Here is a 23,010-nt window from a genome sequence, read left to right on the forward strand (position 1 = left end):
AATCAGTCTCCGTTCGTAAGTCGTTCAACGTGCGCCAGCGGCACGCAATTCGGGTTCGAGCGTTTCCCAGTGGTTGCCGCCACCGGCCTTGCCGTTGATCGTAAAGCTGGGCGTGCCCTTAATCTGGGTCCACGCGGCCTTGGCCATCGCGGTCAGCTTGTTCAGGTCGGCGGGATTAGCGAAGCAAGCGTTGATCGCGGCAGGCGTCATACCGCGCCGCTGCATCAGCTGGTCGAGGCCAGATCCGGTCGCGGCCGCGCGCAGACGCTTCAGTTCGGGTTGCGACTGCATTGCTGCACCGTTCGCCTGCCACCATGCCGCGCCTTGCTGATACCAGTCGGCCTGAGCCGCAAAGATCGCTTGGGTCGCGCCCGAAAAGCCGCGCGGCCCGGAACAGCGCGCGAGCAAAGCGGCGGTCAGGTCCAGCGGGTCGCGCACGGCATGTCGCACCTCGACCTGCACCGCGCCCTTGCGCACCAGCTGATCGTGCAGCGGCACTTTCGATTCGGCGACGAACTCCGCACAATGGCCGCAGGTGTAGCTGAGATATTCGACCAGCTTCACTTTCGCCGCCGGGTTGCCGATCACGAACGCGCCGGACGCGGTCTGAACGACATGGGTGCGCCAGTCACGGGCGGGCTGGGCCGGGGCGGACGCGGCAAAGACCATGCCGGTGGCCACAGCAAGCATCAGGCGAATAATACGCATCAGTCGATCTTTCCAAGTTTCATTACGGGCAGCGCGACGCCAGCCGCCAATCCCTCCAGCACGGCGCGCAATTCCGGATCGACGATACCGCGCAGGCTGTCCCCCATTTCCGCCGTCAGCGGGGCCGGTTCGGGCTGAGCAGCCGGCACCGATGCGCGCGGTACCTCACCTTGCCGAATCGCGATACGCGCCACGGCGGGATAGCCAAAGAAGCGGTTGACCCGCTCCATGATCTCCGGCGCGATATGCATCATCATCGGGGCGTGCGCGCCCTGAACCACCAGGCTAAGCACGCCATTGGCGCGTTCGCCGCGCGGAAAGCGGATCGATTCGGGGACGGAGACGCGGGCATAACGATCGCCGACAATTTCATTCCAGCGGCTGAGGACCGCGCTCTGGACGAAGCCGAATTTGCGGAAAGCGACGCGGCCGACATCGGGCACCAGCTCCGCCACGGGGCGAAGGCGGTTGCTGCGTTTCGGTTCATCCGGGGCGCGCGGCTTACTCATCCGGTCCGTCCATGCCATAGGCGGGGCGTGCCCGACAACGCCTCTCGCACTATCGCCCCGTTGCTACTCGCCTGGTACGACGCGAATGCCCGTGTTCTGCCGTGGCGCGCGCCGCCCGGAACGCTCGCGCCGGACCCGTATCGCGTGTGGCTGTCGGAGGTGATGCTGCAACAAACGCAGGTTGCGACGGTCATTCCCTATTTTCAGAAATTTACCGCGCGCTGGCCCGATTTCGCCAGTCTTGCGGTGGCGGACGACGCCGATCTGATGAGCGCCTGGGCCGGGCTTGGCTATTATGCCCGCGCCCGCAACCTGCTTGCCGCAGCACGGGCAGTAGCGGCGGCGCATGGCGGGCGGCTGCCGGAAACCGAGACCGAACTGCGCCAACTGCCCGGATTCGGTGCCTATACGGCTGCAGCGGTGGCAGCGATCGCATTCGGGCAGCGCGCGGTGGTGGTAGACGGCAATATCGAGCGGGTGGTGGCGCGGCTGTTCGCGCTCGCCGATCCGCTGCCGGGGGCGAAACCGCGCATCCGCGACCTGACCGATTCGATCACGCCGGATTCGCGTGCTGGCGATTTTGCGCAGGCGATGATGGATCTGGGTGCAACGATCTGTACGCCGCGATCGCCCAAATGCCTGATCTGCCCGCTGTCCAATCGCTGTGCGGCGCGCGCGGAAGGCGCACCCGAGGCCTATCCGGTGAAATCGCCGAAGAAAGCGCGACCGACGCGTTACGGGACAATGTTCTGGGCGGAGCGGAGTGGCACGGTGCTGCTGGTGCGGCGACCGGACAGGGGCCTGCTGGGCGGCATGCGGGCGTTGCCGACCGGGCCATGGACCGATTCGCCGCCGGGGCTGAAGGATGCGCCACTCGTTGCCGACTGGACGCTGCGCAATGCCACCGTGACGCATGGCTTTACGCATTTCGAGCTGGTTTCCACGCTTGCGACCGCAACAATCGCGGCGCATTCAGCGGTCGAAGGCGAATGGTGGCCGATCGACGATCTGGCGGCGGCGGGGCTGCCGACGGTGTTCGCCAGCGCGGCTGAAGCAATGCGGAGGATGCGATGAAAATTTGGATCATGGGAAGCGCGGCTGCGCTGGCGGCAATTGCGGTGGCGGCGTCGGGCGCTGCGGGTCAGGCGGTGGCACCATCCGCCCCCGTCACGGATGCGACGAAGCCCGGTACGGTGTCCGATCTGACCCGTGCCTATGTCGCCGACGGCAAGACTGCGGGAATCGTCATAGCTTATGCCAAGGGCGACGTCGCGCCGACGATATCGGCGGCGGGAGCGATTGCGGTCGAGCCCGGTGCGGCGAAAGCGGACGCCGATTCGCTGTGGCGCGTCTATTCGATGACCAAGCCGATCACCGGCATCGCCGCGATGATGCTGGTCGAGGACGGCAAGCTGCAGCTCGACCGGCCGGTCGGCGACTTCATTCCGGGCTTCAAGTCGATGAAGGTGTTGACCGACCCGGCCAACAGCTTGGCCAGCCGCCCCGCCGCCCGGCCGGTGACGATCCGGCATTTGCTGACCCACACGGCGGGGCTGGGCTATACCATCATTACCAAGGGCCCGTTGCTCAAGGAATATGAGCGGCTGGGGATCAATCCGGCGGCAGTGAATGCCGGGATCGAGGTCGAGGCACGCAAGACGCGTGCGCCCTCGCTCAAGGAATTCGCCGATCGCGTGGCGACATTGCCGCTAATCGCCGATCCGGGGACGGCATGGAGCTATTCGATCAGTCTCGACGTGCTGGCACGAGTCGTCGAAGTGGCGGGCGGCATGCCGTTCGAACAGTTCGTCCAAACGCGGCTGTTCACGCCGCTGGGGATGAAATCGAGTTTCTGGACGGTGCCGGGGAGCGAACTGAATCGTTTTGCCGTCAATTATGTGTGGGCGGGCGACAACCGCGTCGTGCTCGATCCGGCCAAGGGTTCGGTTTATGCCGCCCCGCCATCCTTTCCCTATGGCGGGGCGGGACTGGTGATGTCGGCGCGCGATTATGACCGGTTCCTGCACATGTTGCAGAACGAAGGCCGGCTGGACGGCAAGCGCGTGATGAAACCGGAGACGGTGCGGCTGGCGATGTCTGATCTGTTGCCCGACGGGGTGACGTTTGGCGGCGCGCCCGGTGGCAGCGGGGGTGCGCAACGCGGCAAGATGGGGTTCGGTGCGGGTGGGTCGGTGGTGGTGGAGGCCATGCCCGGCGGACCGGGCAAGGGCACCTATGGCTGGGGCGGTGCGGCGGGCACGATCGGCTTCGTCGATCCGGCGAATCGGATTCGCGCCACGGTGATGGTCAACTATTTCCCCGGTGAGAAATGGCCGTTGCGAACCGATGCGACGCGGGCGGTCTATGCCGATCTGGCGCGCTGATGCCGGCTGAAGTCGGGTTCACCGGGGCGGTGCTGGATCGTGCCGATCGCGAGCGCAACGATCCGGCGGCACTGGCGGCGGCAATGGGCGACTGGCGCGCACGATTGCTCAAATTGAACGGGCTGGACCCGGAGATCGATAGCGACGGGCGGCTGGTCTGGGTCAGCCTGGCCGACTTGTCCGACGATGCCGAGCCACTGTTCCTGGGCTATATCGAGGGCAGGCCGCATTTCGTGGGGCTGACGCAGCGTGACCGGCATGCGCCGATGCGTTCCCCGGCGCTGTTCCACATGCTGGGACTGATGCCGCCCGACCAGGCGGGGCTGTATGCGGCGGCACGCAGTCTGGTCGACTGGCACCAGCGGCACGGGTTTTGCGCCGCGTGCGGGACGGCGACCGAGATTTATCGCGGCGGTTGGGCGCGGCGCTGTCCGGGATGCAAGGCTGAACACTTCCCGCGCACCGATCCCGTCGTCATCATGATCGCCGAGCATCAGGGCCGTGCGTTGCTCGGGCGACAGGCGGCGTGGCCCGCCGGTCGCTATTCGGCGCTGGCCGGGTTTATCGAGGTCGGCGAATCGATCGAGGAGGCCGTCGCGCGCGAAACGCTGGAGGAAGCTGGTATCCGCGTCTCCAACGTCCGCTATGTCGCAAGCCAGCCCTGGCCTTTCCCGTCATCGCTGATGATCGCTTGCATCGCCGAGGCGACGAACGACGCGATCACGCTTGACACCGACGAACTGGAAGACGCCATCTGGGCGACGCGCGACGAGGTGATCGCCGCGCTGGAAGGGCGCGACGACGCGCGGTTCGGCGCCCCGCCGCGCTATGCCATCGCCTACACATTGTTGCGGGCGTGGATCGACGGTTAACCCATCGCCTCCACGACCTCGATCGTCTCGACCGTGCCAAAGCTGAAATAGGGAATGCTGGCGGCATAAAGTGCGAGCCCGACCAGCGTCAGCAACGTAACGCCGATGCCGATGCCGCGCCCTAGCTTCCAGCCATCCATGCCGATCGGATGCAGGATGCGCGCGACCACGAACAGCGCCGCGACCACCCACAACCAGGTTTCCGTGCCCACCGCCAGTTCGATCAGCGCGATCAGGATTAGCACGATCGGCGCATATTCGGCGAAGTTGAGCTGTGCCCGCATCCGCGCGATCAAGCGTTCATTGCCGCCATCGCCGATCGAGATCTTCTCCGCGCGGCGCACCTGCCCGACGCGAATCGCCAGCCACAGGTTGATGAGCGCGCAGGCGGCGGTAGTAGCCAGTGCGACCGGCAGAATGATGGCGTCCATGCTTGTTTCCCCCATATGAGACTATATGGCTGCCACGACGGCCGCCGCCTTGCAACTTGGGTGGAAATCGGTATAGGCGCTCGCTCGCTTTGTGACAGGCCTGACTGGCGGTCCGGCGGGTGCCGGTCTCCTGGCGCTTGCCCGTTCGTCCGCTCAGGCATATCGCGATCCGGTTTTTAGACGAACGAATTCAAGAAGGTTGCCGAAATGGCCGTCCCAAAAAGAAAAGTCTCGCCCAGCCGTCGTGGCATGCGCCGGTCGCATGACTCGCTGACCGTTGCGGCATTTCAGGAATGCTCCAACTGTGGCGAACTGAAGCGCCCGCACATCCTGTGCGGTGCGTGCGGCCATTATAACGGCCGCGAAATCCTCTCGGTCGAGGGCTGACCCGAATCTCAGGGAGTTCGCCGGTCATGACCTCCAGCGCGCGAATCGCCGTCGATGCGATGGGCGGCGACGAGGGGCTGGCGGTGATGCTCGCCGGGGTTGCGCGTGCGCGACGCCGGTACGATGACATGCGCTTCCTGCTGGTGGGCGACGAGGCCGCGATTCGTGAGGGCCTGAAATCGCACCCTAATCTGACCGCTGCGTCGGAAATCGTGCACGCGCCCGACGTGGTGAGTTCGAGCGAAAAGCCGAGTCAGGCGATTCGGCGCGCCAAGACGACATCTATGGGCATCGCGATCGATCTGGTGAAACGCGGCGAGGCCGGAGCGGCGGTATCGTCCGGCAACACCGGCGCACTGATGGCGATGGCTAAATTGTCGCTGCGCACCATGCCCGGCATCGACCGGCCTGCGCTGGCCGCCCGCATGCCTACGTTGGGCGCAAACGATGTGGTGATGCTCGATCTAGGCGCGAACACCGAAGTCGATACGCGCAATCTGGTGCAATTCGCGGTGATGGGTGCGGCCTATGCGCGCACCGTACTCGACCTGGAGGCGCCCCGCGTCGCGTTGCTGAATATCGGCACCGAGGAGTTGAAGGGCACCGACATCATCCGCGATGCCGCGGCGCAACTGCGTGCGGCGAAGCACCTGCCGCTGACTTTTACCGGCTTTATCGAGGGCAATGCGCTGTCGCGTGGCGATGTCGATGTCATCGTGTGCGATGGCTTTTCCGGCAATATCGCGCTCAAGACGATCGAGGGCACGGCACGCTTCGTCGCCGACCTGCTGCGCCGGGCTTTTTCCAGCTCGATCCGTTCCAAGATCGGCTTTCTGATCTCCAAACCGGCGACCGAGCTGCTCAAGCATCATCTCGATCCGAATATCCATAACGGTGCGGTGTTCCTCGGCCTGAACGGCATCGTCGTGAAGAGTCACGGCAGTGCGACCGAGATCGGCGTCGAGACCGCGATCGGCGTGGCGGCAAAGATGGTGCGCGACGACCTGACCAGGCGAATCGCCGAGGATCTGGGTAATTTCGAGGCCCAGGCCGCATGAGCACGTTGGTTCGACGGGCTGTGATTACGGGCACCGGATCGGCACTACCGCCGCACCGGGTGTCGAATGCCGAACTGGCGGAACGCGTCGATACCAGCGACGAGTGGATCGTCGCGCGCACCGGCATCCGTTTTCGCCATATCGCCGGCCCCGGCGAGACCACCGCGACGCTGGCGACCGATGCGGCGAAAGCGGCGCTGGCCGCCGCCGGGACAGCCGCCGCCGATATCGACCTGATCGTGCTGGCCACCGCGACCCCAGACCAGACCTTTCCCGCCAGCGCGACCAAGGTGCAGGCTGCGCTTGGCATCGACGATTGCGTGGCGTTCGACGTCGCGGCGGTCTGTTCGGGCTTCCTTTATGCGGTGCAGGTGGCGGAGAGCATGATCCGCGCCGGTTCCGCCATCCGCGCACTGGTGATCGGCGCGGAGACGTTCAGTCGAATACTTGACTGGGAAGATCGTGCGACCTGCGTGTTGTTCGGCGACGGTGCCGGCGCGATCGTGCTGGAGGCGCAGGAAACCGCGGTCGAAGGTGGGCGGGGGGTGTTGACGACCAAGCTTCACGCGGATGGGCGGCACAACCAACTGCTCTATGTCGATGGCGGGCCGTCGACCACCGGCACCGTCGGCAAGCTGCGGATGAAGGGCAAGGAAGTGTTCCGCCATGCCGTGGTCAATCTGGCGGCGGTGATGAACGAGAGCCTGGGCGTGCTCGGACTGACCGCTGCGGATGTCGACTGGGTGGTGCCGCATCAGGCGAACGCCCGAATTCTGGATGCGACGGCGAAGAAGCTGGGACTGGCCCCCGAAAAGGTGATCGTGACGGTCGACCAGCACGCCAACACCTCGGCCGCATCGGTGCCGCTAGCGCTCGACACGGCGGTGCGCGACGGGCGGATCAAGCGTGGCGACCTGCTGGTGCTGGAGGCCATGGGCGGCGGGTTCACCTGGGGTGCGGCGGTTGTGCGGTTCTGATTGCACGCTTTTTTGGTGCGCTTTGTCGTCACGATAGCGTAACGATGGTTGCACCGTTACTTCCATGTGTTACGGTGCGAAGACGGCCGTGACGCGGAGAATTTATTGATGGCCAACGCTGCGACCCTGACCCGAGCGGACCTTGCCGATGCACTGCATCGAGAGGTGGGTTTGTCGCGTGCCGATGCGTCGCGGATGGTCGAACAGATTTTGCGCCATATGTGCGAAGCGCTCGCCAAGGGCGAGAATGTCAAGATTTCCGGTTTCGGCAGCTTCATCCTGCGCGACAAGGGAGAGCGGATCGGCCGCAATCCCAAGACCGGTGTCGAAGTTCCGATCGCGCCACGCCGCGTGCTGACGTTCCGCGCCAGCCAGATGTTGCGCGACCGGATCGTCGACGGGGGATGATATGGGCACGGGTCCGGAGAAAGGGCCTAACGCCTTTCGGACGATCGGCGAACTTGCGCAGGAAATCGGTCGTCCGCAGCATATATTGAGATATTGGGAAGGGCGTTTCCCGCAACTGCGGCCGCTCCAGCGCGCCGGCGGGCGACGTTATTACCGGCCCGACGATGTCGCGCTGGTGCGGCGCATCGATGCGCTGCTCACGCGCGAAGGCTACACGATTCGTGGCGTACAGCGGCTGTTGGCGGCGGAACGCGGCGGACGCGGGCAGCCCGAATCGCTGGCCGCGGTCCGCGACGCGTTGTCGCAGGCGTTGAAAGACGATGGTTAGCGAATAGGCATCGGCTTGCTCCGTGTGGAGACGCCGGTTTCGTTGAATGCCTCTACCGCCGCATAATAACCGACTCCGACATTCAGCGCGCGGACATCCAGTTTCGCGGTCGGGTCGCCGCCCAGCTCGTCGGCGAAGACCTGATAGGCCAGCGTCAGGCGATCAGGACGCACCCCCCACATCACATTATAGCCGATTGCTCCCGGCACCTTGCGCCATGTCACCCGCGCGTTGCGTTCGTCCTTGTCGCGCACCGCCGCGACGCCGGCGGGGATGGCGGGTACGGCACCGTCGGCATTGCCGAATACGCGCAGGTCGCTGATCGCCAGATGTGCGCCGCCGATATGGCCGTGGACATAACGGACGTAACGAACCTTGGCGGGCTTGCTCAACTGGAAATAGGCGTTCGGGCGGTCGCGGCGCGGAGCTTCGGTTTCGGCGAGCTTCGACCAGCGTTTGCCGTCCGCCGACCCCTCCAGCCGAAACTCGGTGTAGATATCCGGCGCATCGGCGTAGCGCCCCGATTTGTAATCAGCGAAATTGACTTGAATCGCGCGCACGGTCTTGGCCGCGCCCAGATCCATCGTCAGCGTCTCGCCCGGCTTCTTGCTCGCTGCGACCCAGAAGGTGCGCGGATTCTCATCCGCTGCCCGCGCCGTATCGAACTCGCCCAGCGTCGAGGACGCGATCAGTTGCTTGCGATAGGACAGCAGCATCCACCCGGTGAACAGCGACTCGATGTCGTCTACCTTCGCCGTCGGTGCCCAATGCGGGAAATCGCCGAAGCGCGACGAGGACCACATCTGCCCGTCCGCCTCGAACCGCGTCGGGAACATGTTGATGCGCCGCTCGAACGTCCAGTTATGCCCCAGCCACGGCGTGCCGGTATTCCACCAATTGCCGTGGATATCGTCGAAGGTGGAGCCATGCCCCGCGCCCTCGACAAACCCGCCGGGTTTGTATGCGACGGGGTTCCATGGCGCATATTCCCACGGGCCGAGCGGTGACTTCGACGTGTAGGTGCCGTTGGCATAGGCGTTATATTCGGTGCCGGGCGCGCCGTACTGAAGGTAATAGGTGCCGGCGACCTTGGTCATCCACGCCCCCTCCATAAACGGCTTGATCGGGGTGCCGTTGGGCAAGGTGCCGCTATGGTCCTGCCCGAAGCGTTCCCAGCCATGCTTGTCCGGGTGGAGCGCGAACATCGTCTGCGCCTTGCCCTTGTAGATCAGCTTGCCGTCCTTGAACTCGATTTCCATGCCGTAGAGCGGGAAGACGTTGGACGAGTTCCAATACATGTACCATTTGCCGTCATCGTCGAGGAACAGCGCCGGATCCCACGGGCCGGGCGGGATCTGCCCGCTTTCGATCTTTTCCTCCTCGCCCGGCCGCACTTGCCCCGGCAAACGCGGCATGCGGCGGACGTGATAGTCGAGCTTGCCCGTTTCCGGCGCGTCGGAGACGTAGATCGCGCCCGGCTCCATCATCGACGGCATCAGATACAGGCGCTCGCCATCGGACCAGGCGGCGGGAGCGACGAAGCTGTCATTTTCCCAGCGGCTGGGGGTGATGAATTTCCAGTCGACCAGATCGGTCGAGCGCCAATAGCCGTCGGCCAGCGTCTGGAAGAGATAATAGGCACCCTTGTGCCGCACGATCACCGGATCGGCGCCGGTGCGGTAGGAGATGCCCTCGTTGATCTGCTCGAAATTATAGCGGTAATCGATGTCGATCGGGTTGGCGTAGCTGCGCTTCGCTTGCTGCGCGCTGGCGGCAGTGGCGGTCAGCGCGGCAATGAGGATGGCGTGCTTGAGCATGTTCACTCTCCCTTGATCCGCACGAACAAATTGGCAGTTAGCCGCCCGCGGCGCGGATCTTCGCTGATCGTCATGTTCGGCGGGATAATTCCCGAATGGAGCTGGGCGCCGCGATAGATGACGAGCCGGTCGGGAACGGCTTCGACACGGCCGGTCTGTGCGTAGCGCGCGTTGCTGGCGTTGATGTACCCGGTCATCGCCGCGCTGTCGGCTTTGGCCGCCTCGACAAAGGCGGGGAGGTTAGCTTCGGTGACCAGTTCGATCCCGGTGCTTTGCTGGCGGTAGAATGCGGTGCCGGTGTCCGGCGTATCGCCGAGATAGTGGAGCAAAGCGAGATAGTTCGGGTCGGTCGAGTCGAAATGCGGCACGCGCTGTGGTCCGCCCAGTGCCGTCGGATGCGTAGTGACGATCGAAAAGCTCGCCTCGACCAGATCGAAGGATTCGGCATCGAACGCGCCGCCGATATAGGGCGCGGCGGCTTCGAGCAGCGCATCGGCATAGGCCATGGCGGCGTTGTCGGCTTCGTCGAAAATGCGGCGAAGGCCGGGATAATAGGTCTGGCTGACGGGGAAGGGCGCGAGCGCGGCGGCAATGTCGACGATTTCGCGCAGGTTACCGGTGACGGCATCCACCACCACGACCGGCGAGCCTGACGATCCGAAGCGATGCAGCGCGGGCTTCATGCCAGCTCCCGGAAAAAACAAGGGGAGAGAAGCCGTGGCTTCCCTCCCCCAAAACCCGATCCGAAGATCAGAACTTGTACTTCAGACCCGCCTGGAAAGTGCGGGCATAACCGACCGTGCTGTTTTCTTCGCGCGGCGGGTTCGAGCCCGAGCCGGCTCCCCAGGTCGAATAGTTGCGGTTGACCGAGTCGAAGACGTTGAAGACTTCGAAATCCGCCGTCAGTTCGCCGCCGACACCGGGAACAGTGAACGTCTTGGCGATGCGCACGTCCAGATTCTTGTATGCGATCTTCTGCTTCGGGCTGAGCACGCCGCCGTCGTTGTAATAGAAGCAGCCGCCACAATTGGCCGGTGGGGTCCGACCGAAATCGACATTGCCGAAACGCGGTCCCGATGCCAGCGTCCCCGTACCCGAAATCTGGAAGCCCCAAGGGAGATCGCCGATCGCCGTGGCGACGAAGCGCCAGCGTTCCAGCCCCTTGGTCGGCTGCCAGCCATAGGCGTCCTGACGCCCGGCGTTGAACATCTGACCTTCGCCGAAGTCGATGCCCTGGTTGGATTTTGCATCCGAGATGGTCAGCGCGGCGGTCGCGCCCCAGCCCGAATCCTTGGTATAGGTCTTGTCGGCGGTCAGATAGATCGCCGAGTAACGCTGCTCGCCATTGCTCGATCCGATATTCAGGCGTCCGGTATAGCCCGGAACCTGACCGCCGCCCGCCGGGAAGTTGTCCCGCACCCAGGCGTCGCCACCATCGGTGTAATTGCCGTTCGGCTGGCGATTGCCGCGCACGAAGATAAAGGCATCGTGCGAGCGGTTGTGCGCGAACGCCAGCGACAGTTGGACCGGACCCAACCGCTTGCGGATGCCTGCGGTGAACTGATCGGTAAACGGCACCTTGGCATCGTTGTTGATAACCCAGATATCGCCGCTCAGGCCGGTCTGCGCGACCGCAGTGCGCAGCGCATCGGGATCACGATAGGCCGGGTTCCACTGCAATTCGCCCGAGGCAAGATTGCCGCCCGGCTGCGTGCAGGCCGGAAGCCCGGTTGCGCCGCAGAAATTGACCGACGCATCGCTGCGAACATTGTTGAACAGCGTTTCCAGCGCGGCGAGATAGAAGATGTTCCGGTCATAATAGCGACCGGCACCGGCAAACAGGATCAGATCGCGGTCGCCATTGACGTCATACGAGACGCCGATACGCGGCTGAAACGCGCCGAGGAATGCTTTACGCTTGGTCCCGTCGGTGATGTAGTTTTCCGGGTTGATGCCCGCCGCCTGCCATGGCTGATAGCTGCGCAGCGCGTTGGCGATCTTGGTCGGTGTGCGATAATTGTTGTTGAAGGCGTTCGACTCATAATCCCAGCGCAGGCCGAGATTGACGGTCCAGTGATCGTCGATCGTCCAGTCGTCCTGCACGAACAAGCCGACTTGGACATTGTCCGCTTCGATTGGTGTCGGTGGCAGCAGCGAGATTTGCGCGCGGAACGGAGTGCTGCTGCCCACATCGGTGAAATTCTGATACGCGTAACGATATGATCCGTTCGCAAAAGCGTCCTCGATGCGCGTCAGCGTGTTCATCGAAATCTTGATGCCGGTCTTCACCACATGGCTGTCCCAGCCGGTGTAGGTGAAGTTGTTCTTGAACGTGTAGCTCTCCTGCTCATTCACCTGCTGGAACGAGTTGGCGCCAAAGAAGAACAGATCGCTGCCGCCAACGCCGTTGGTCAGCACATACTCCGGACCCACCGTGATCGTCGGCGTACCGGTGAAATTATTGAAATAGCTGAACGTCAGCTCGTTCAGGAATCCGTCGCCGCGATGCGCCCATTCCAGCTGATAGTTCTTGCTTTCGGTGCCGACGTCGCGGCCCTGTTCGAACGCGCGGTTGCCGCCATAATCCTTGACGTCGGTTTCCTGGCGCAGAAAGTAGCTGGCACTGATCGTGTCCGCATCAGATGCAAAGAGCGTCAGTTTCGCAAAATAGAGATCCTGGTTGAAATCGGACGCGAAACTGCCGCCGAAACGGTCGCGCAGCGAAGGGGGAAGCTCCGTGGCGGGATTGACGACCAGCGAGGGGCTGGTCTGGCGCGTACCTTCATAGGTGGCGAAGAAATGAAGCACGCCCGGAACGATCGGGCCGCCCAGATCGGCACCGAACTGCCAGCGCTTGTAGTCTGGCTTGGCATTGGCGCCCGTTGGATTGTTGGCTTCGCCGGGACGGTCGAAGAATGGACGACCGTAAAAGGATTTCGGAACGAACTTGCCGAACGCACCGCCGCTGAAATCCTCACCGCCGGTCTTGGTGATCGCAGTGATGATAGCGGAGCCGGAATTTTCGAATTCAGCCTTGAAGTTCTGCGTCTCGACGCGGAACTCCTGGATCGCGGACTGGGGGAAAGGATTGCCCTTCGAGAAGTTCTGGCCCGCGACGCCGCCAAAGCCGACCTGGCTCTTCTGGCTGGTGCCGTCGATGAAAACGTTGACGTTGCTCGAGCTGTTGCCGCCCGCCTGGATGCCGACATTGTCGCCAGCCGCCACCGTCACACCCGGTGCAAGCGCAGCAAAGTTGAGGAAGTTGCGGCTGGTCTGCGGCAGGCTTTCGATCTGCTGCTGGCTGACGCTGGTGCCGATGGTGGCGCTACGCACTTCGGTGCGGCTGCGGCTGCCCGTGACGACGACGTCTTCGCCTGTCGCCGCTTGCTCGGCTGCCCCGATATCCACATTCACGATCTGGCCGACGGGCAGCGAAACTTCCTGAGTCTCCTGCCCTTCGACCTCGACGCGATAGGTGCTGGGACGCAGGCCGACGACGGTGAAGCTGCCATCGGCGCGGGTGGTGGCAATGACGGTGCGGCCGGTGACGGTGTCGGTCACGTTGACCTGCTGGCCGGCGGTGGCACCCTCGACGCGGCCCTGGAGGGTCGCGGTGGTCTGCGCCATCGCCGACGTGCTGACCATCAGCGCGACGGCGAACGCCCCGGCGGAGACGCCACGGACCAGAATCGAACGCTTGCTACGGAAATCTTTCATACATCTGCTCCCCTAAAGCACCGGCGCACATTCAGTTGTGTAACCGGTTACAACACATGCGGCGTTTCTAAAGTCGCCTAGCGTACCTGATCCAAACGCCTTTGTGACTACGTTGTCAATCGCATTCTAGAGCGGGCGTGTCGGCGGCTGACGGCATAGCCCGGATGTGCGACATCCGGGCCACAGCGTGCTTTCGGCACCGGGCTGGTACCGCCTTGCTCACTCCCACCAGTAAGGTGCGCGCTTTGCGGTACCGGTCTCGACCTCGTTCATCGTCTTGGCGTCGTACAGTCGCCCGCCAAGCATCACCCGGCTTATCTTGTCGCTGTTGCGGATATCGGCGACCGGATCGGCGTCGAGCACCACCAGGTCGGCGAGCTTGCCCGCCTCGATCGAGCCGATGTCCTTGGCAAAGCCCAGTGATTTGGCCGAGTCGATCGTGCCCGCGCGCAATGCCTCGATCGGCGTCATGCCGCCGCGCACGAACGACCACAGCTCCCAGTGCGAGCCGATCCCGGCCTGTTGCCCGTGCGCGCCGATCGACACGAGCTTGCCCGCCTTGCTGATCTTGTTCGCCTCACGCGCATTGTCGTCGTCGACGAAATTGTCCTCCGGCGCCTTTACCACGCGCATCGTGTCGGCGCGCAGCACGGCGGGCGGCGTGTGGACCATCAGCGGGTTCTTCCACACATCGGTCGCCTGCCGCCAATAGGGGTCGCCCGCGAGACCCCCATAACTGACGACGAGCGTCGGCGTGTAGTTGGTGTCCGACTGGCCGAACATCTGCACCACATCCTTGTAGAAGATGTCGGCGGGGATGTTGTGTTCCAGCGTTGAGTTGCCGTCGGCGATCAGGTTCATGTCCATGCCGAACAGCGACCCGCCCTCCGCCACCACCTGCATATTCTCCGCGCGGGCAGCGGCCACCACCATCTGGCGCTGTTCGCGGCGCGGCTGGTTGTAGTTCTTAACCGAATGCGCGCCCTGTGCCTTCAGCCGGCGGACATGGTTGAGCGCGTCCTCATAGCTGTTAATCTCGGCGTAGACCGCCGAATTCTTGGCGCCATAGACGATCTCGCCGGTCGAGAAGATGCGTGGGCCGAGCAGCTTGCCGGCACGCTGCATCGCCTGTGCCGGGAACACCGTGCGCGCGGACGACGATGGATCGTGGATCGTGGTGGTGCCGAGCGCGAGGTTCTGGATCAGCGACCAATTCTGTTGCGGCACCAGTTCGTCCGCACCGTAAGGGCCATGCGCATGCGCGTCGACCAAGCCGGGGATGACGGTTTTGCCGCCGAGATCGATGGTCTTCGTGCCTGCGGGAAGCTGAATCGCCGCGGTCGGGGCGACCTGCACGATGCGGTCGCTCTCGATCAGGATCGTCGCATTCTCGATGATGCCGCCGTCTGCGCTTGCCATCGTGACGACGCGGGCGTTGGTCAGCGCGATGCGACCGATCGGTTTGTCGGCCTGAACCTGCATTGCCAGCGAGGTGGTGCGCGGGGTGATCGTTGGTTTCGTCCCGCCCGGCGCGCTGGCGAACAGGCTGGCACGATCCGCACTGAACAGGGTTGCGCCCAGGCTCCAGTTCAAGCGTGATCCGTCGGACCAGTGGATATAGTCTGCGCCGTCGCTGCTGACGCGCACGACGGGGAGCGCATCGGCCTTTGGCTCTACGCTGACTTCCTGTCCGCCGGGCATCAGCGGCATGGCGAAGGCCTGATAATTCTGGCGGAACGCGATGCTGCGGCCATCGGGTGCGACGACAAAGTCGTTGGCGAGTTCGCCAGTGGCGTGGACGCGCTTTTCCTCGCCCGACAGGCTGGTGCTGACCAGCTGGGTCTTGCCGCCGCCCTCTTCGACCATGAATAGCCGGTCGTTCGAGGTGCCGAACTGCGGCCGCTCCAGTCCCTTCGCCACCAGCTGCGGCGTTCCGCCGGTCGCGGCGACGCGGTAGATGCCGGGATTGTCGGCCCAGCCAGGTGCTGTCAGGCCGGTCGTGCCGCCCTTTTCAAACGCGATCATGCGGCCATCGGGGGAGAAGGTCGGGCGGGCATAGTTGCCGGGTTGGGCGGTCACATCGCGTGCGCTCCCGCCCGATGCGGCGACGGTGCGGATATGGCCCAGCTTGGCGTCGTTCCATTCGACGAACACGATGGACTTGCCGTCGCGCGACCATGACGGGAAGAGCTCGACCCCGGCAGTCTCGGCGAGATTGGTGAGGCGACGCGGTGCACCGCCCGCAACGGGGCGGACCCACAATTTGCCCATCGTCTCGAACACCACACGCCCACCATCGGGCGAGACCGAGGCGAACTTCGGCATTTTGGTCGAGAAGCTTGCGGGTGCGACCTCGATCTGCGGATGCGGCGCGGCGGCGACCGCGCGGGTGTCGGCGACGCGGAACGGAATAATTGCACCATTCGACCCATCGGCATCGACGCGACGTAGCTTGCCGCCCGCCCAGAACACGACCGACTTGTTGTCCGGGGTCCACGCCATGTTGGGATAGACGCCGGTAACCGCCCAAGTTTCCTGCACGTCCTGATCGAGCGCGTCATAGATCTTGCGCTCCTCGCCCGAGGTCAGATCCTTGACGTAAAGCTTCGATCGCGTGGCCTCACGGCGGACGAAGGCGATCTTCTTGCCGTCGCGCGACGGTGCGGGGCGGACCGAGCCGCCGAGGCCCGAAACGGCGGTAGTGGTCTCGCCCGTCTCCAGATCATAGCGCTCGATGTTGAACAGGTTTGTGTTGGAATCCTGCGCATATTCGAAGATCGGACCGGGGGTGACATTGCGGGTGAAAAACACCGACTTGCCGTCCGCCGCATAGACCGGCTCGCCCAATTCCTTTTGCAGCTGCTCGCTCGCGCGCTTGACCAACTTCACGCCGCTGCCACCCGAGACGTGATACAGCCACACCTCGCCGGTGCCGAGCGAGCGGCCCGTGGTGAAATGCTTCTTCGCCACGATATACTGCCCGTCGGGCGACCAGCTCGGCTGGTTGAGCAGGCGGAAATCCTCCTTGGTCAGCTGCTGCTTGTTGCCGCCATCGACATTCATGATCCAGATATTGTCGCCGCCCGCACGGTCGGAGGTAAAGGCGATGCGCCGACCATCGGGCGAAAAGCGCGGATGCACTTCCCACGCCAGCCCCTCGGAAATACGCGTCGGCGTGCCGCCCGCGATGGGCATGGTGTAGATGTCGCCAAGCAGCGTGAAGGCGATGGTCCTGCCGTCGGGCGAGACATCGACGTCCATCCACGTGCCTTCGTCGGTGTCGATCGCCGCCTGTTTCAGCACCGCGCCTTGTGGGGCGTTGACGTCCCATTTGGGCTTTTCGGCTGGCTTCTCCTGCGCGTTTGCCTGACCCATGACGAAAAGCGCGGCGAGAACGCCGGCGACCGAATGACGCATCCGAGAAACTCCCTGAACCTGTTATGCGGCGGTGGTATCAAGCGAAACCGCCCGCGTCACGCGCCTATCGCCGAAGCAAAAATACGGCATGCTCGGCACGGAAGTTTGCCGCGGCGGGGCTGGTCAGCTGGTCGCCCGACAGGAACCATGCCTGCTCGACCGTGATTCCGCGCTCGCGCACATAGGCACGGAAATCGTCGATCGTGACGTGGTGGATGTTCGGCGTTTCATACCACGCCACGGGCAGCAACCGCGTCACGGGCATCCGCCCGCCCCACAGCAAAGACACACGCACCCGCCAGTGCGCAAAGTTGGGGAACGACACCACCGCGCGCTCACCGATGCGCAACAGATGATCGAGCACGACATGCGGCCGCATGGTCGTCTGCAACGTCTGGCTGAGAATTGCATAGTCGAAGCTGGCGTCGGGATAATCGGCGAGATCGGTGTCGGCGTCCCCCTGGATCACCGACAGCCCTCGCCCGACCGCGGCGGCAACGTTCGTGGCGTCGATCTCCAGCCCACGCGCATCGACCTGACGCTGATCGCGCAACGCCGCCATCAACGCGCCATCGCCACAGCCGACATCGAGCACGCGGGTGCCGGGCGCGACATTCGCGGCAATGATCGCGAGGTCGGGGCGGAGGTCGCTCACCGCCCAGCCCTCAAAAACCCGTCCACCACGCGGTTCAACTCCGGCGCATCCAGCAGAAACGCGTCATGCCCATAGGGCGAGCTCAACTCGACGAAACTGACCGCCGCCCCCGCCGCATTCAGCGCATGGACGATGCTGCGCGAATCCCGTGTCGGATAGAGCCAGTCGGTGTCGAAACTGACGAGGCAGAAGCGCGACTTCGTGCCCCGAAACGCATTGGCGAGAACGCCGCCATGCTCCTCGGCCAGGTCGAAATAATCCATCGCGCGCGTGATATAGAGATAGGCGTTGGCGTCGAAGCGGTCGACGAACGACAGCCCCTGATGCCGTAAATAGCTTTCGACCTGAAAATCGGCGTCGAAGCCGAACGATTTCGCCTCGCGTGCCTGAAGCCGCCGCCCAAATTTCTCGGTCAGCCCTTCCTCGGACAGATAGGTGATATGCGCCGCCATCCGCGCCACGGCGAGGCCGGCGGCAGGCGGATCGCCGTCATAATAGGCCCCGCCGTTCCAGTTGGGATCGGCCATCACCGCCTGTCGCCCGACCTCATGAAACGCAATGTTCTGCGCGGAATGCCGCGCGGTCGAGGCGATCACCACCGTCGCCTCGACGCGATCGGGGAAGGTCGCGGGCCAGCTCAAGGCCTGCATCCCGCCCATCGATCCGCCGACGACCGCCTTCAGTCGCTGAACGCCGAGATGGTCGAGCAGCAGCGCCTGTGCGCGCACCATGTCGCGGATCGTGATGACCGGGAAACTCATGCCCCACACCTGGCCCGTCGCCGGGTTGATCGTCGCCGGGCCGGACGTGCCCATGCAGCTGCCCAGCACATTGGCGCAGATGACAAAATGGCGCTCGGGATCGATCGGCTTGCCCGGACCGACCATGCGCGTCCACCAGCCGGGCTTACCGGTGACGGGGTGGTCGGACGCGACATGCTGATCCCCGGTCAGCGCATGGCAGATCAGGATGGCGTTGCCGCCATCGGGCGCAATATCGCCATAGGTTTCGTAAGCAATATCGACCGGCGACAACAGCCCGCCGCCGTCGAGCCGCAACGGCCCCGGCAGCGTCACCCGTCGATTGAGGCCTCGCGCGTCATCGGTCATCGGCACGCAGTTAGTCCGGTGAACCGAAGCGTTCAAGCAGCGCGCCGCCCGCTCGCCTTGCGCGCCGCGATCACGGCTTCTGCCGCCAGTCGCCCGGTCTGCGCGCCGCCATTCATGAAGCCGACCCAGGCGTCGGAGACATGCTCGCCGGCAAAGACGATACGTCCCGCAGTCGCCCGTTGCCGTTCCGCCGCATCATCGGACTCGATCCAGAACAGCCCGCCGAAACGCGTGAGCTGACCGGGCGAACTGTTGGTATAGGCACCCAGCGTCAGCGCCTCGCGGCACCAGTTGGTGCGGCGGACCACGCCACCTGCGGTCGCGCCGACGATGCCGGGGATGGCGGCTTCGGTTCGTGCGGCAAGTGCGGCGGCGAGTGCGTCCGGCGCGGCGGTGGCGGCAGCGACCTGATCGCCGCCCAGGAACCAGTTCCACACCGGCTTGCCGGCAACGCCCTGTAACGTGCCGTCCCAGCCGAGCGCATAGGGTGAACTCGTATCCCACAGCTCGCCGCCGGTGCCGAGGATATCGGCCCAGGGTGTCGTGCTGGCGGTGACCTGTACTTTCTCGTTCTTGCCCAGATCGGCCTCCGCGATGAACTCGCGCCAGCGTAAGGGCAACGATACTGCAAAGTCGATCTGACGCAGGATCGGTGCCGGTACCGCGACGATCACGGTGTCCGAGACGGCAACACTGCCGTCGTGGAACTCCAGCCGGATCGACCCGCCGGTGTCGCGGATCGTGGCCAGCCGACGCCCGGTCTCGATGCGGTCGCGGTGCGCATCGGCGATCGCATTGGCCAGCCGCCCGCTGCCCCCGGCAATGACGTAACGCTCGTCGCTGCCCGCCAGTATCTCGATATGCTGGCCCTTCACCGTCGGCAGGTTGAAGATCAGCTGAAGCGCGGAGGCAGCATTCGCCTCCGACCCATATTCGGTGCGAATGCTCGATTCGATCAGCGCGCGGATGCGTGGATCGGCGATCAGCGCGGCATGTCGGTCCAGATATTGTGCAACCGACAGCCGGTCGATCGCAGCGGCGGCGCGGGGATTGGCGTCGATCGCCGCCGAATCGCGGGCGATGCGCGCTGCAAGTGGCGTGAGCAGCCGGGCAAGATCGGCCTGTGCCACCACCGCCCCATCGGCGAGCACCACGGAATGATGCACCCCTGGCTTGCGGTCGATCAGCGGAATGGCGAATTCCTTCGCCAGCGCGTGCATGTCTTCGTGGTCGGTGTTGACGAGCTGCCCGCCCGCCTCGAACAATTGTCCGTCCGCCGTGCGCTGCGTGAACATGCGCCCGCCGAGCCGGTTACGCGCTTCATATAGCCGCGCGTCGATGCCGGCCTTTGTCAGGCGATGGAGCGCGGTAAGCCCCGCAATCCCGCCGCCGACGATCGCAACGCGCCCGCCCGATGGCAATGCTTGTGCGGCGGCGGGCAGACTTGCCGCAACACCACTCGCCGCCATGCCCTGAAGCAGCGCGCGGCGACCGATTCCTTCCGGCCCCGGACGCGGCGCAGCGCACCCGCGCGCCGTCAGATCGCGGCGCCGCGCCAGTTCAAATGCGCGCCACAGCGCCTCGCTTCCCCGCATCCCAATTCCCCCTTGGCGCGCCCATATCACAAGCCGCTTTCGGAAACCTTGCCATTCTTACCCGGTTCGGCCATCGCGCAGCCCATGAACGCACCCGTTTCAGCACCCCGGCCAATGCCATGGATCATGGACATCGCTCCCTATATTCCGGGCCGGTCGAAGACCGACGATGGCCGTAAAGCCGTGAAGCTCTCGTCCAACGAGAATCCGCTCGGCACCTCGCCCAAGGCACGCGCGGCGTTTGCAAGCGCGGCGCAAACCCTCGAACGCTATCCCGACGCCAGCGCGACCGAGCTGCGCGATGCCTTGGCGGCGCAGCATGGGCTGGACCCCGACCGGATCATCTATGGCAACGGATCGGACGAGGTGCTGCATCTGGCGGCGGGCGCGTTTGCCGGGCCGGGCGACGAGATCATCTATGTCCATTACGGCTTCTCGGTCTATCCGATCGCAACGCGGCGCGTGGGCGCGGTGCCGGTGGTTGCACCCGACAACGACTATGCCACCGATGTCGATGCGATCCTCGCCTGCGTGACCGATCGCACGAAGATCGTCTTCGTCGCCAATCCCAACAATCCGACCGGCACCTATGCGTCGCGCGAGGAAATCGCGCGGCTGCACGCTGGCCTTCGCCCCGACATCCTGCTCGTCCTCGATCATGCCTATGCCGAATATATCGAGGGTGAGATCGACGATGGCGGGATGGAACTGGCGCAGACCGCCTCGAACGTGCTGGTGACGCGCACCTTCTCCAAGCTTTACGGGCTGGCCGCCGAGCGGATCGGCTGGGGCTATGCATCGGAGCCGATCATTCAGGCGATGCATCGGATTCGCCTGCCCTTCAGCATCACCATCGCCGGGACCGCCGCCGCCATCGCCGCGCTGCACGATGCCGAGTTCGTCGAGCACACGCGCCGCCATAATGCGCAGTGGCGGCGCTGGTTCGCGGACGAGATCGCCAAGCTGGGCAATGCCGGCCTCCGCGCCGTGCCGAGCCAGGCGAATTTCGTGCTGGTGTTGTTCGAGGGGACGCTGACGGCGGAGGTCGCATATAAGGGGCTGATGGAGGCGGGCTACATCGTCCGCTGGCTGCCCGGACAGGGGCTGCCGCACGGGTTGCGCATCACCATCGGGACCGAAGGCGAGACGCGCGCCGTCGCCGCCATTCTCAAGAAGCTGGTCGATACAGCGACGGCGGGATGAAGCGGTTCGGCATTATCGGGTTCGGGCGTTTCGGGCAGCTGGCTGCGCGGCATTTGCGCGATCATTTCGCGGTGACCGTGACTGATGCGGCGGATATTGCGGCGACGGCGGACGCATTGGGTGTCGCGTCAGGCACCGTCCCCGACGCCGCCGACTGCGATATCGTCATGCTCGCCGTGCCGGTCCAGTCGATGGCCGCGATCATCGCCCAGATCGCGCCTTTGGTGCGTCCCGGCACGCTGGTGGTGGATGTCGCGTCGGTGAAGATGTTGCCCGCACGCTGGATGGCCGAGGCGCTGCCGGAGAGTGTCGATATCGTCGCCACCCACCCGCTGTTCGGCCCGCAGAGCGCGCGGGCTGGGCTGGTGGGGCAGCCGCTGGTCGTGTGCCCGGTACGCGGGGAATCGCATCACAAGGTCGCGGCGTTCGGGCGCAAGCTGGGTCTCGCCGTGTCGCTGACGACCGCCGAGGAGCATGACCGCGAGATGGCCTATGTCCAGGCGCTGACCCATCTGATCGGCCGCACGCTGGAGAATATCCGGATTCCGGACGAGGAGCTGAAAACCAACAGCTACCAGCATCTGCTGGAGCTGTGCGCGCTGATCCGCGACGACAGCAAGGAACTGTTCTTCGCAATCCAGAATTTGAACCCGTTCGCGCAGGAAATCACCACGCAGTTTATCGCAGAGGCGAACGGATTGCTGGCGGAGAGCGTCGCAGCGGGCAATCGCAGCGCTGCCGACTAGCCTTCCAAATTCAGCGCGTTGATGCTGGCATGGGTCTGCGCCTCGATTTCCTCGCGCGACAGGCCCGGGGGGATCGGCGAGAAAAAGCGAATGGTGACGATGCCGGGGCGCTTCAGCCCCTTGCGCGGCCACACTCGCCCGCTGTCGAGCGCGATTCCCACCACCGGAATCTTCAAGACCCGGTAGAGTCCTGCGAAGCCCGACCGCAGTTCGGGCGTTTCGCCCACTGGAACCCGTGAGCCTTCGGGAAAGATCAGGATCGATCGCCCCTCCGCCAGCGCGCCCTGCGCCTCGTGCATCATCCGCCGCAGCGCCTTGGCCGACGCTTCACGGTTGACGATCACCGCGCCATATTTGCGCGCCGCCCAGCCCCAGCCCGGAATCTGCCCCAGTTCCTGCTTCATCACCACAGCAGGCGTGCCGAGCAGATAGGCCAGCGCCATCGTCTCGAACATCGATTCATGCTTGGCGGCATAGAGCGCTGGGCCGGCGATCATCGCGCCCTCCATCTGAACGCGGATTCCGAGGATGTGATGCGCGCACCACATGCCGAACCCGGTCCAGCGCATGCAATAGGGCCGCAGCACGCGCGTCCCGAACAGCGCGGCGATCGGCGCGCCCAGCACGATCAGCACCGACGCGGTATAAAAAACGAGGACAAAGGCGATGTTGCGCAGCAGGGTCATGGC

At 64.5% G+C, this 23,010-nt stretch carries 21 protein-coding genes; 10 read left to right on the top strand and 11 right to left on the bottom strand.

Annotated elements, in window-relative coordinates; genetic code table 11:
- Nucleotides 1-24: 24 nt before the first annotated feature.
- Both U1702_RS12755 and U1702_RS12760 read right to left on the bottom strand, forming a co-directional pair.
- The gene (locus U1702_RS12755; protein WP_332725194.1) at nucleotides 25-708 is read right to left on the bottom strand and encodes a DsbA family protein; all 684 of its coding nucleotides are present in this window, start codon (nucleotides 706-708) and stop codon (nucleotides 25-27) included.
- Nucleotides 708-1,217, bottom strand: coding sequence for a DUF721 domain-containing protein (locus U1702_RS12760; protein WP_332725196.1), 510 nt, complete (start codon nucleotides 1,215-1,217; stop codon nucleotides 708-710). Before U1702_RS12760 ends, U1702_RS12755 begins: the two co-directional genes overlap by 1 nt.
- 27 nt (nucleotides 1,218-1,244) lie before the next feature.
- On the opposite strand from U1702_RS12760, the gene mutY reads away from it, so the two are divergent.
- Genes mutY through nudC form a run of 3 tightly spaced genes read left to right on the top strand, consistent with a single transcriptional unit; the run spans nucleotide 1,245 to nucleotide 4,473 of the window.
- Entirely contained in the window at nucleotides 1,245-2,291 is a 1,047-nt protein-coding gene (mutY, locus tag U1702_RS12765; RefSeq protein ID WP_332725198.1) for an A/G-specific adenine glycosylase, read from the top strand.
- Nucleotides 2,288-3,601, top strand: a complete 1,314-nt coding sequence (locus U1702_RS12770; protein WP_332725200.1) for a serine hydrolase domain-containing protein — start codon at nucleotides 2,288-2,290, stop codon at nucleotides 3,599-3,601. The genes mutY and U1702_RS12770 overlap by 4 nt, the downstream gene beginning before the upstream one ends.
- Nucleotides 3,601-4,473, top strand: coding sequence for an NAD(+) diphosphatase (nudC, locus tag U1702_RS12775; RefSeq protein WP_332725202.1), 873 nt, complete (start codon nucleotides 3,601-3,603; stop codon nucleotides 4,471-4,473). The genes U1702_RS12770 and nudC overlap by 1 nt, the downstream gene beginning before the upstream one ends.
- Here nudC and U1702_RS12780 read toward each other — a convergent pair.
- Nucleotides 4,470-4,904 (bottom strand): MAPEG family protein, encoded by a 435-nt coding sequence (locus U1702_RS12780; RefSeq protein WP_332725204.1) that lies wholly within the window; start codon nucleotides 4,902-4,904, stop codon nucleotides 4,470-4,472. The genes nudC and U1702_RS12780 overlap by 4 nt on opposite strands.
- 207 nt (nucleotides 4,905-5,111) lie before the next feature.
- On the opposite strand from U1702_RS12780, the gene rpmF reads away from it, so the two are divergent.
- The 5 genes from rpmF (at nucleotide 5,112) to U1702_RS12805 (ending at nucleotide 8,062) form a co-directional block, all read left to right on the top strand.
- Nucleotides 5,112-5,291 carry a 50S ribosomal protein L32 gene (gene rpmF, locus U1702_RS12785; RefSeq protein WP_332725206.1) on the top strand — a complete coding sequence of 60 codons (180 nt, stop codon included), beginning with the start codon at nucleotides 5,112-5,114 and terminating at the stop codon, nucleotides 5,289-5,291.
- A gap of 26 nt (nucleotides 5,292-5,317) precedes the next feature.
- Nucleotides 5,318-6,349, top strand: a complete 1,032-nt coding sequence (gene plsX, locus U1702_RS12790) for a phosphate acyltransferase PlsX (protein ID WP_332725208.1) — start codon at nucleotides 5,318-5,320, stop codon at nucleotides 6,347-6,349.
- Nucleotides 6,346-7,326, top strand: a complete 981-nt coding sequence (locus tag U1702_RS12795) for a beta-ketoacyl-ACP synthase III (RefSeq protein ID WP_443026845.1) — start codon at nucleotides 6,346-6,348, stop codon at nucleotides 7,324-7,326. The genes plsX and U1702_RS12795 overlap by 4 nt, the downstream gene beginning before the upstream one ends.
- 108 nt (nucleotides 7,327-7,434) lie before the next feature.
- Complete coding sequence (locus U1702_RS12800; RefSeq protein WP_332725210.1) at nucleotides 7,435-7,734, top strand: integration host factor subunit alpha; 300 nt, start codon at nucleotides 7,435-7,437, stop codon at nucleotides 7,732-7,734.
- A gap of 1 nt (nucleotide 7,735) precedes the next feature.
- Nucleotides 7,736-8,062, top strand: a complete 327-nt coding sequence (locus U1702_RS12805; protein ID WP_332725212.1) for a MerR family transcriptional regulator — start codon at nucleotides 7,736-7,738, stop codon at nucleotides 8,060-8,062.
- Here U1702_RS12805 and U1702_RS12810 read toward each other — a convergent pair.
- From U1702_RS12810 to U1702_RS12840, 7 genes are all read right to left on the bottom strand, one after another.
- On the bottom strand, nucleotides 8,059-9,879 hold the full coding sequence (locus U1702_RS12810) for a family 43 glycosylhydrolase (protein ID WP_332725214.1): 1,821 nt from the start codon (nucleotides 9,877-9,879) through the stop codon (nucleotides 8,059-8,061). The two genes, U1702_RS12805 and U1702_RS12810, sit on opposite strands and share 4 nt — an antisense overlap.
- A 2-nt stretch (nucleotides 9,880-9,881) precedes the next feature.
- Nucleotides 9,882-10,562, bottom strand: coding sequence for a DUF6445 family protein (locus U1702_RS12815; protein WP_332725216.1), 681 nt, complete (start codon nucleotides 10,560-10,562; stop codon nucleotides 9,882-9,884).
- Nucleotides 10,563-10,629: 67 nt separating this feature from the next.
- Nucleotides 10,630-13,596 carry a TonB-dependent receptor gene (locus U1702_RS12820; RefSeq protein WP_332725219.1) on the bottom strand — a complete coding sequence of 989 codons (2,967 nt, stop codon included), beginning with the start codon at nucleotides 13,594-13,596 and terminating at the stop codon, nucleotides 10,630-10,632.
- 219 nt (nucleotides 13,597-13,815) lie between these two features.
- Entirely contained in the window at nucleotides 13,816-17,013 is a 3,198-nt protein-coding gene (locus tag U1702_RS12825; protein ID WP_332725221.1) for an amidohydrolase family protein, read from the bottom strand.
- A 64-nt stretch (nucleotides 17,014-17,077) separates the two neighbouring features.
- Nucleotides 17,078-17,668: a methionine biosynthesis protein MetW gene (metW, locus tag U1702_RS12830; protein WP_332725223.1), complete on the bottom strand. Its 591-nt coding sequence runs from the start codon at nucleotides 17,666-17,668 to the stop codon at nucleotides 17,078-17,080.
- Entirely contained in the window at nucleotides 17,665-18,777 is a 1,113-nt protein-coding gene (metX, locus tag U1702_RS12835; RefSeq protein ID WP_332725225.1) for a homoserine O-acetyltransferase MetX, read from the bottom strand. The genes metW and metX overlap by 4 nt, the downstream gene beginning before the upstream one ends.
- A gap of 32 nt (nucleotides 18,778-18,809) precedes the next feature.
- A complete protein-coding gene (locus U1702_RS12840; RefSeq protein WP_332725227.1) occupies nucleotides 18,810-20,372 on the bottom strand; it encodes a flavin monoamine oxidase family protein in 1,563 nt (520 codons plus the stop codon).
- Between the two features lie 126 nt (nucleotides 20,373-20,498).
- On the opposite strand from U1702_RS12840, the gene hisC reads away from it, so the two are divergent.
- Nucleotides 20,499-21,575: a histidinol-phosphate transaminase gene (gene hisC / locus U1702_RS12845; protein WP_443026846.1), complete on the top strand. Its 1,077-nt coding sequence runs from the start codon at nucleotides 20,499-20,501 to the stop codon at nucleotides 21,573-21,575.
- Nucleotides 21,572-22,321 carry a prephenate dehydrogenase/arogenate dehydrogenase family protein gene (locus U1702_RS12850; RefSeq protein ID WP_332725232.1) on the top strand — a complete coding sequence of 250 codons (750 nt, stop codon included), beginning with the start codon at nucleotides 21,572-21,574 and terminating at the stop codon, nucleotides 22,319-22,321. Before hisC ends, U1702_RS12850 begins: the two co-directional genes overlap by 4 nt.
- On the opposite strand, the gene U1702_RS12855 is transcribed toward U1702_RS12850, so the two are convergent.
- Entirely contained in the window at nucleotides 22,318-23,007 is a 690-nt protein-coding gene (locus U1702_RS12855; RefSeq protein WP_332725234.1) for a lysophospholipid acyltransferase family protein, read from the bottom strand. The genes U1702_RS12850 and U1702_RS12855 overlap by 4 nt on opposite strands.
- Nucleotides 23,008-23,010: the final 3 nt, after the last annotated feature.

The sequence above is a fragment of the Sphingomonas sp. LT1P40 genome, from assembly GCF_036663835.1.
Taxonomy (GTDB): Bacteria; Pseudomonadota; Alphaproteobacteria; order Sphingomonadales; family Sphingomonadaceae; genus Sphingomonas.

Bases quoted from the DNA above. Each gene is read 5' to 3' on its own strand.
- U1702_RS12755 (WP_332725194.1), bottom strand. From the start codon at position 708: ATGCGTATTATTCGCCTGATGCTTGCTGTGGCCACCGGCATGGTCTTT.
- U1702_RS12760 (WP_332725196.1), bottom strand. From the start codon at position 1,217: ATGAGTAAGCCGCGCGCCCCGGATGAACCGAAACGCAGCAACCGCCTT.
- U1702_RS12770 (WP_332725200.1), top strand. From the start codon at position 2,288: ATGAAAATTTGGATCATGGGAAGCGCGGCTGCGCTGGCGGCAATTGCG.
- nudC (WP_332725202.1), top strand. From the start codon at position 3,601: ATGCCGGCTGAAGTCGGGTTCACCGGGGCGGTGCTGGATCGTGCCGAT.
- U1702_RS12780 (WP_332725204.1), bottom strand. From the start codon at position 4,904: ATGGACGCCATCATTCTGCCGGTCGCACTGGCTACTACCGCCGCCTGC.
- rpmF (WP_332725206.1), top strand. From the start codon at position 5,112: ATGGCCGTCCCAAAAAGAAAAGTCTCGCCCAGCCGTCGTGGCATGCGC.
- plsX (WP_332725208.1), top strand. From the start codon at position 5,318: ATGACCTCCAGCGCGCGAATCGCCGTCGATGCGATGGGCGGCGACGAG.
- U1702_RS12795 (WP_443026845.1), top strand. From the start codon at position 6,346: ATGAGCACGTTGGTTCGACGGGCTGTGATTACGGGCACCGGATCGGCA.
- U1702_RS12800 (WP_332725210.1), top strand. From the start codon at position 7,435: ATGGCCAACGCTGCGACCCTGACCCGAGCGGACCTTGCCGATGCACTG.
- U1702_RS12805 (WP_332725212.1), top strand. From the start codon at position 7,736: ATGGGCACGGGTCCGGAGAAAGGGCCTAACGCCTTTCGGACGATCGGC.
- U1702_RS12810 (WP_332725214.1), bottom strand. From the start codon at position 9,879: ATGCTCAAGCACGCCATCCTCATTGCCGCGCTGACCGCCACTGCCGCC.
- U1702_RS12815 (WP_332725216.1), bottom strand. From the start codon at position 10,562: ATGAAGCCCGCGCTGCATCGCTTCGGATCGTCAGGCTCGCCGGTCGTG.
- U1702_RS12820 (WP_332725219.1), bottom strand. From the start codon at position 13,596: ATGAAAGATTTCCGTAGCAAGCGTTCGATTCTGGTCCGTGGCGTCTCC.
- U1702_RS12825 (WP_332725221.1), bottom strand. From the start codon at position 17,013: ATGCGTCATTCGGTCGCCGGCGTTCTCGCCGCGCTTTTCGTCATGGGT.
- metX (WP_332725225.1), bottom strand. From the start codon at position 18,777: ATGACCGATGACGCGCGAGGCCTCAATCGACGGGTGACGCTGCCGGGG.
- U1702_RS12840 (WP_332725227.1), bottom strand. From the start codon at position 20,372: ATGCGGGGAAGCGAGGCGCTGTGGCGCGCATTTGAACTGGCGCGGCGC.
- hisC (WP_443026846.1), top strand. From the start codon at position 20,499: ATGGACATCGCTCCCTATATTCCGGGCCGGTCGAAGACCGACGATGGC.
- U1702_RS12850 (WP_332725232.1), top strand. From the start codon at position 21,572: ATGAAGCGGTTCGGCATTATCGGGTTCGGGCGTTTCGGGCAGCTGGCT.
- U1702_RS12855 (WP_332725234.1), bottom strand. From the start codon at position 23,007: ATGACCCTGCTGCGCAACATCGCCTTTGTCCTCGTTTTTTATACCGCG.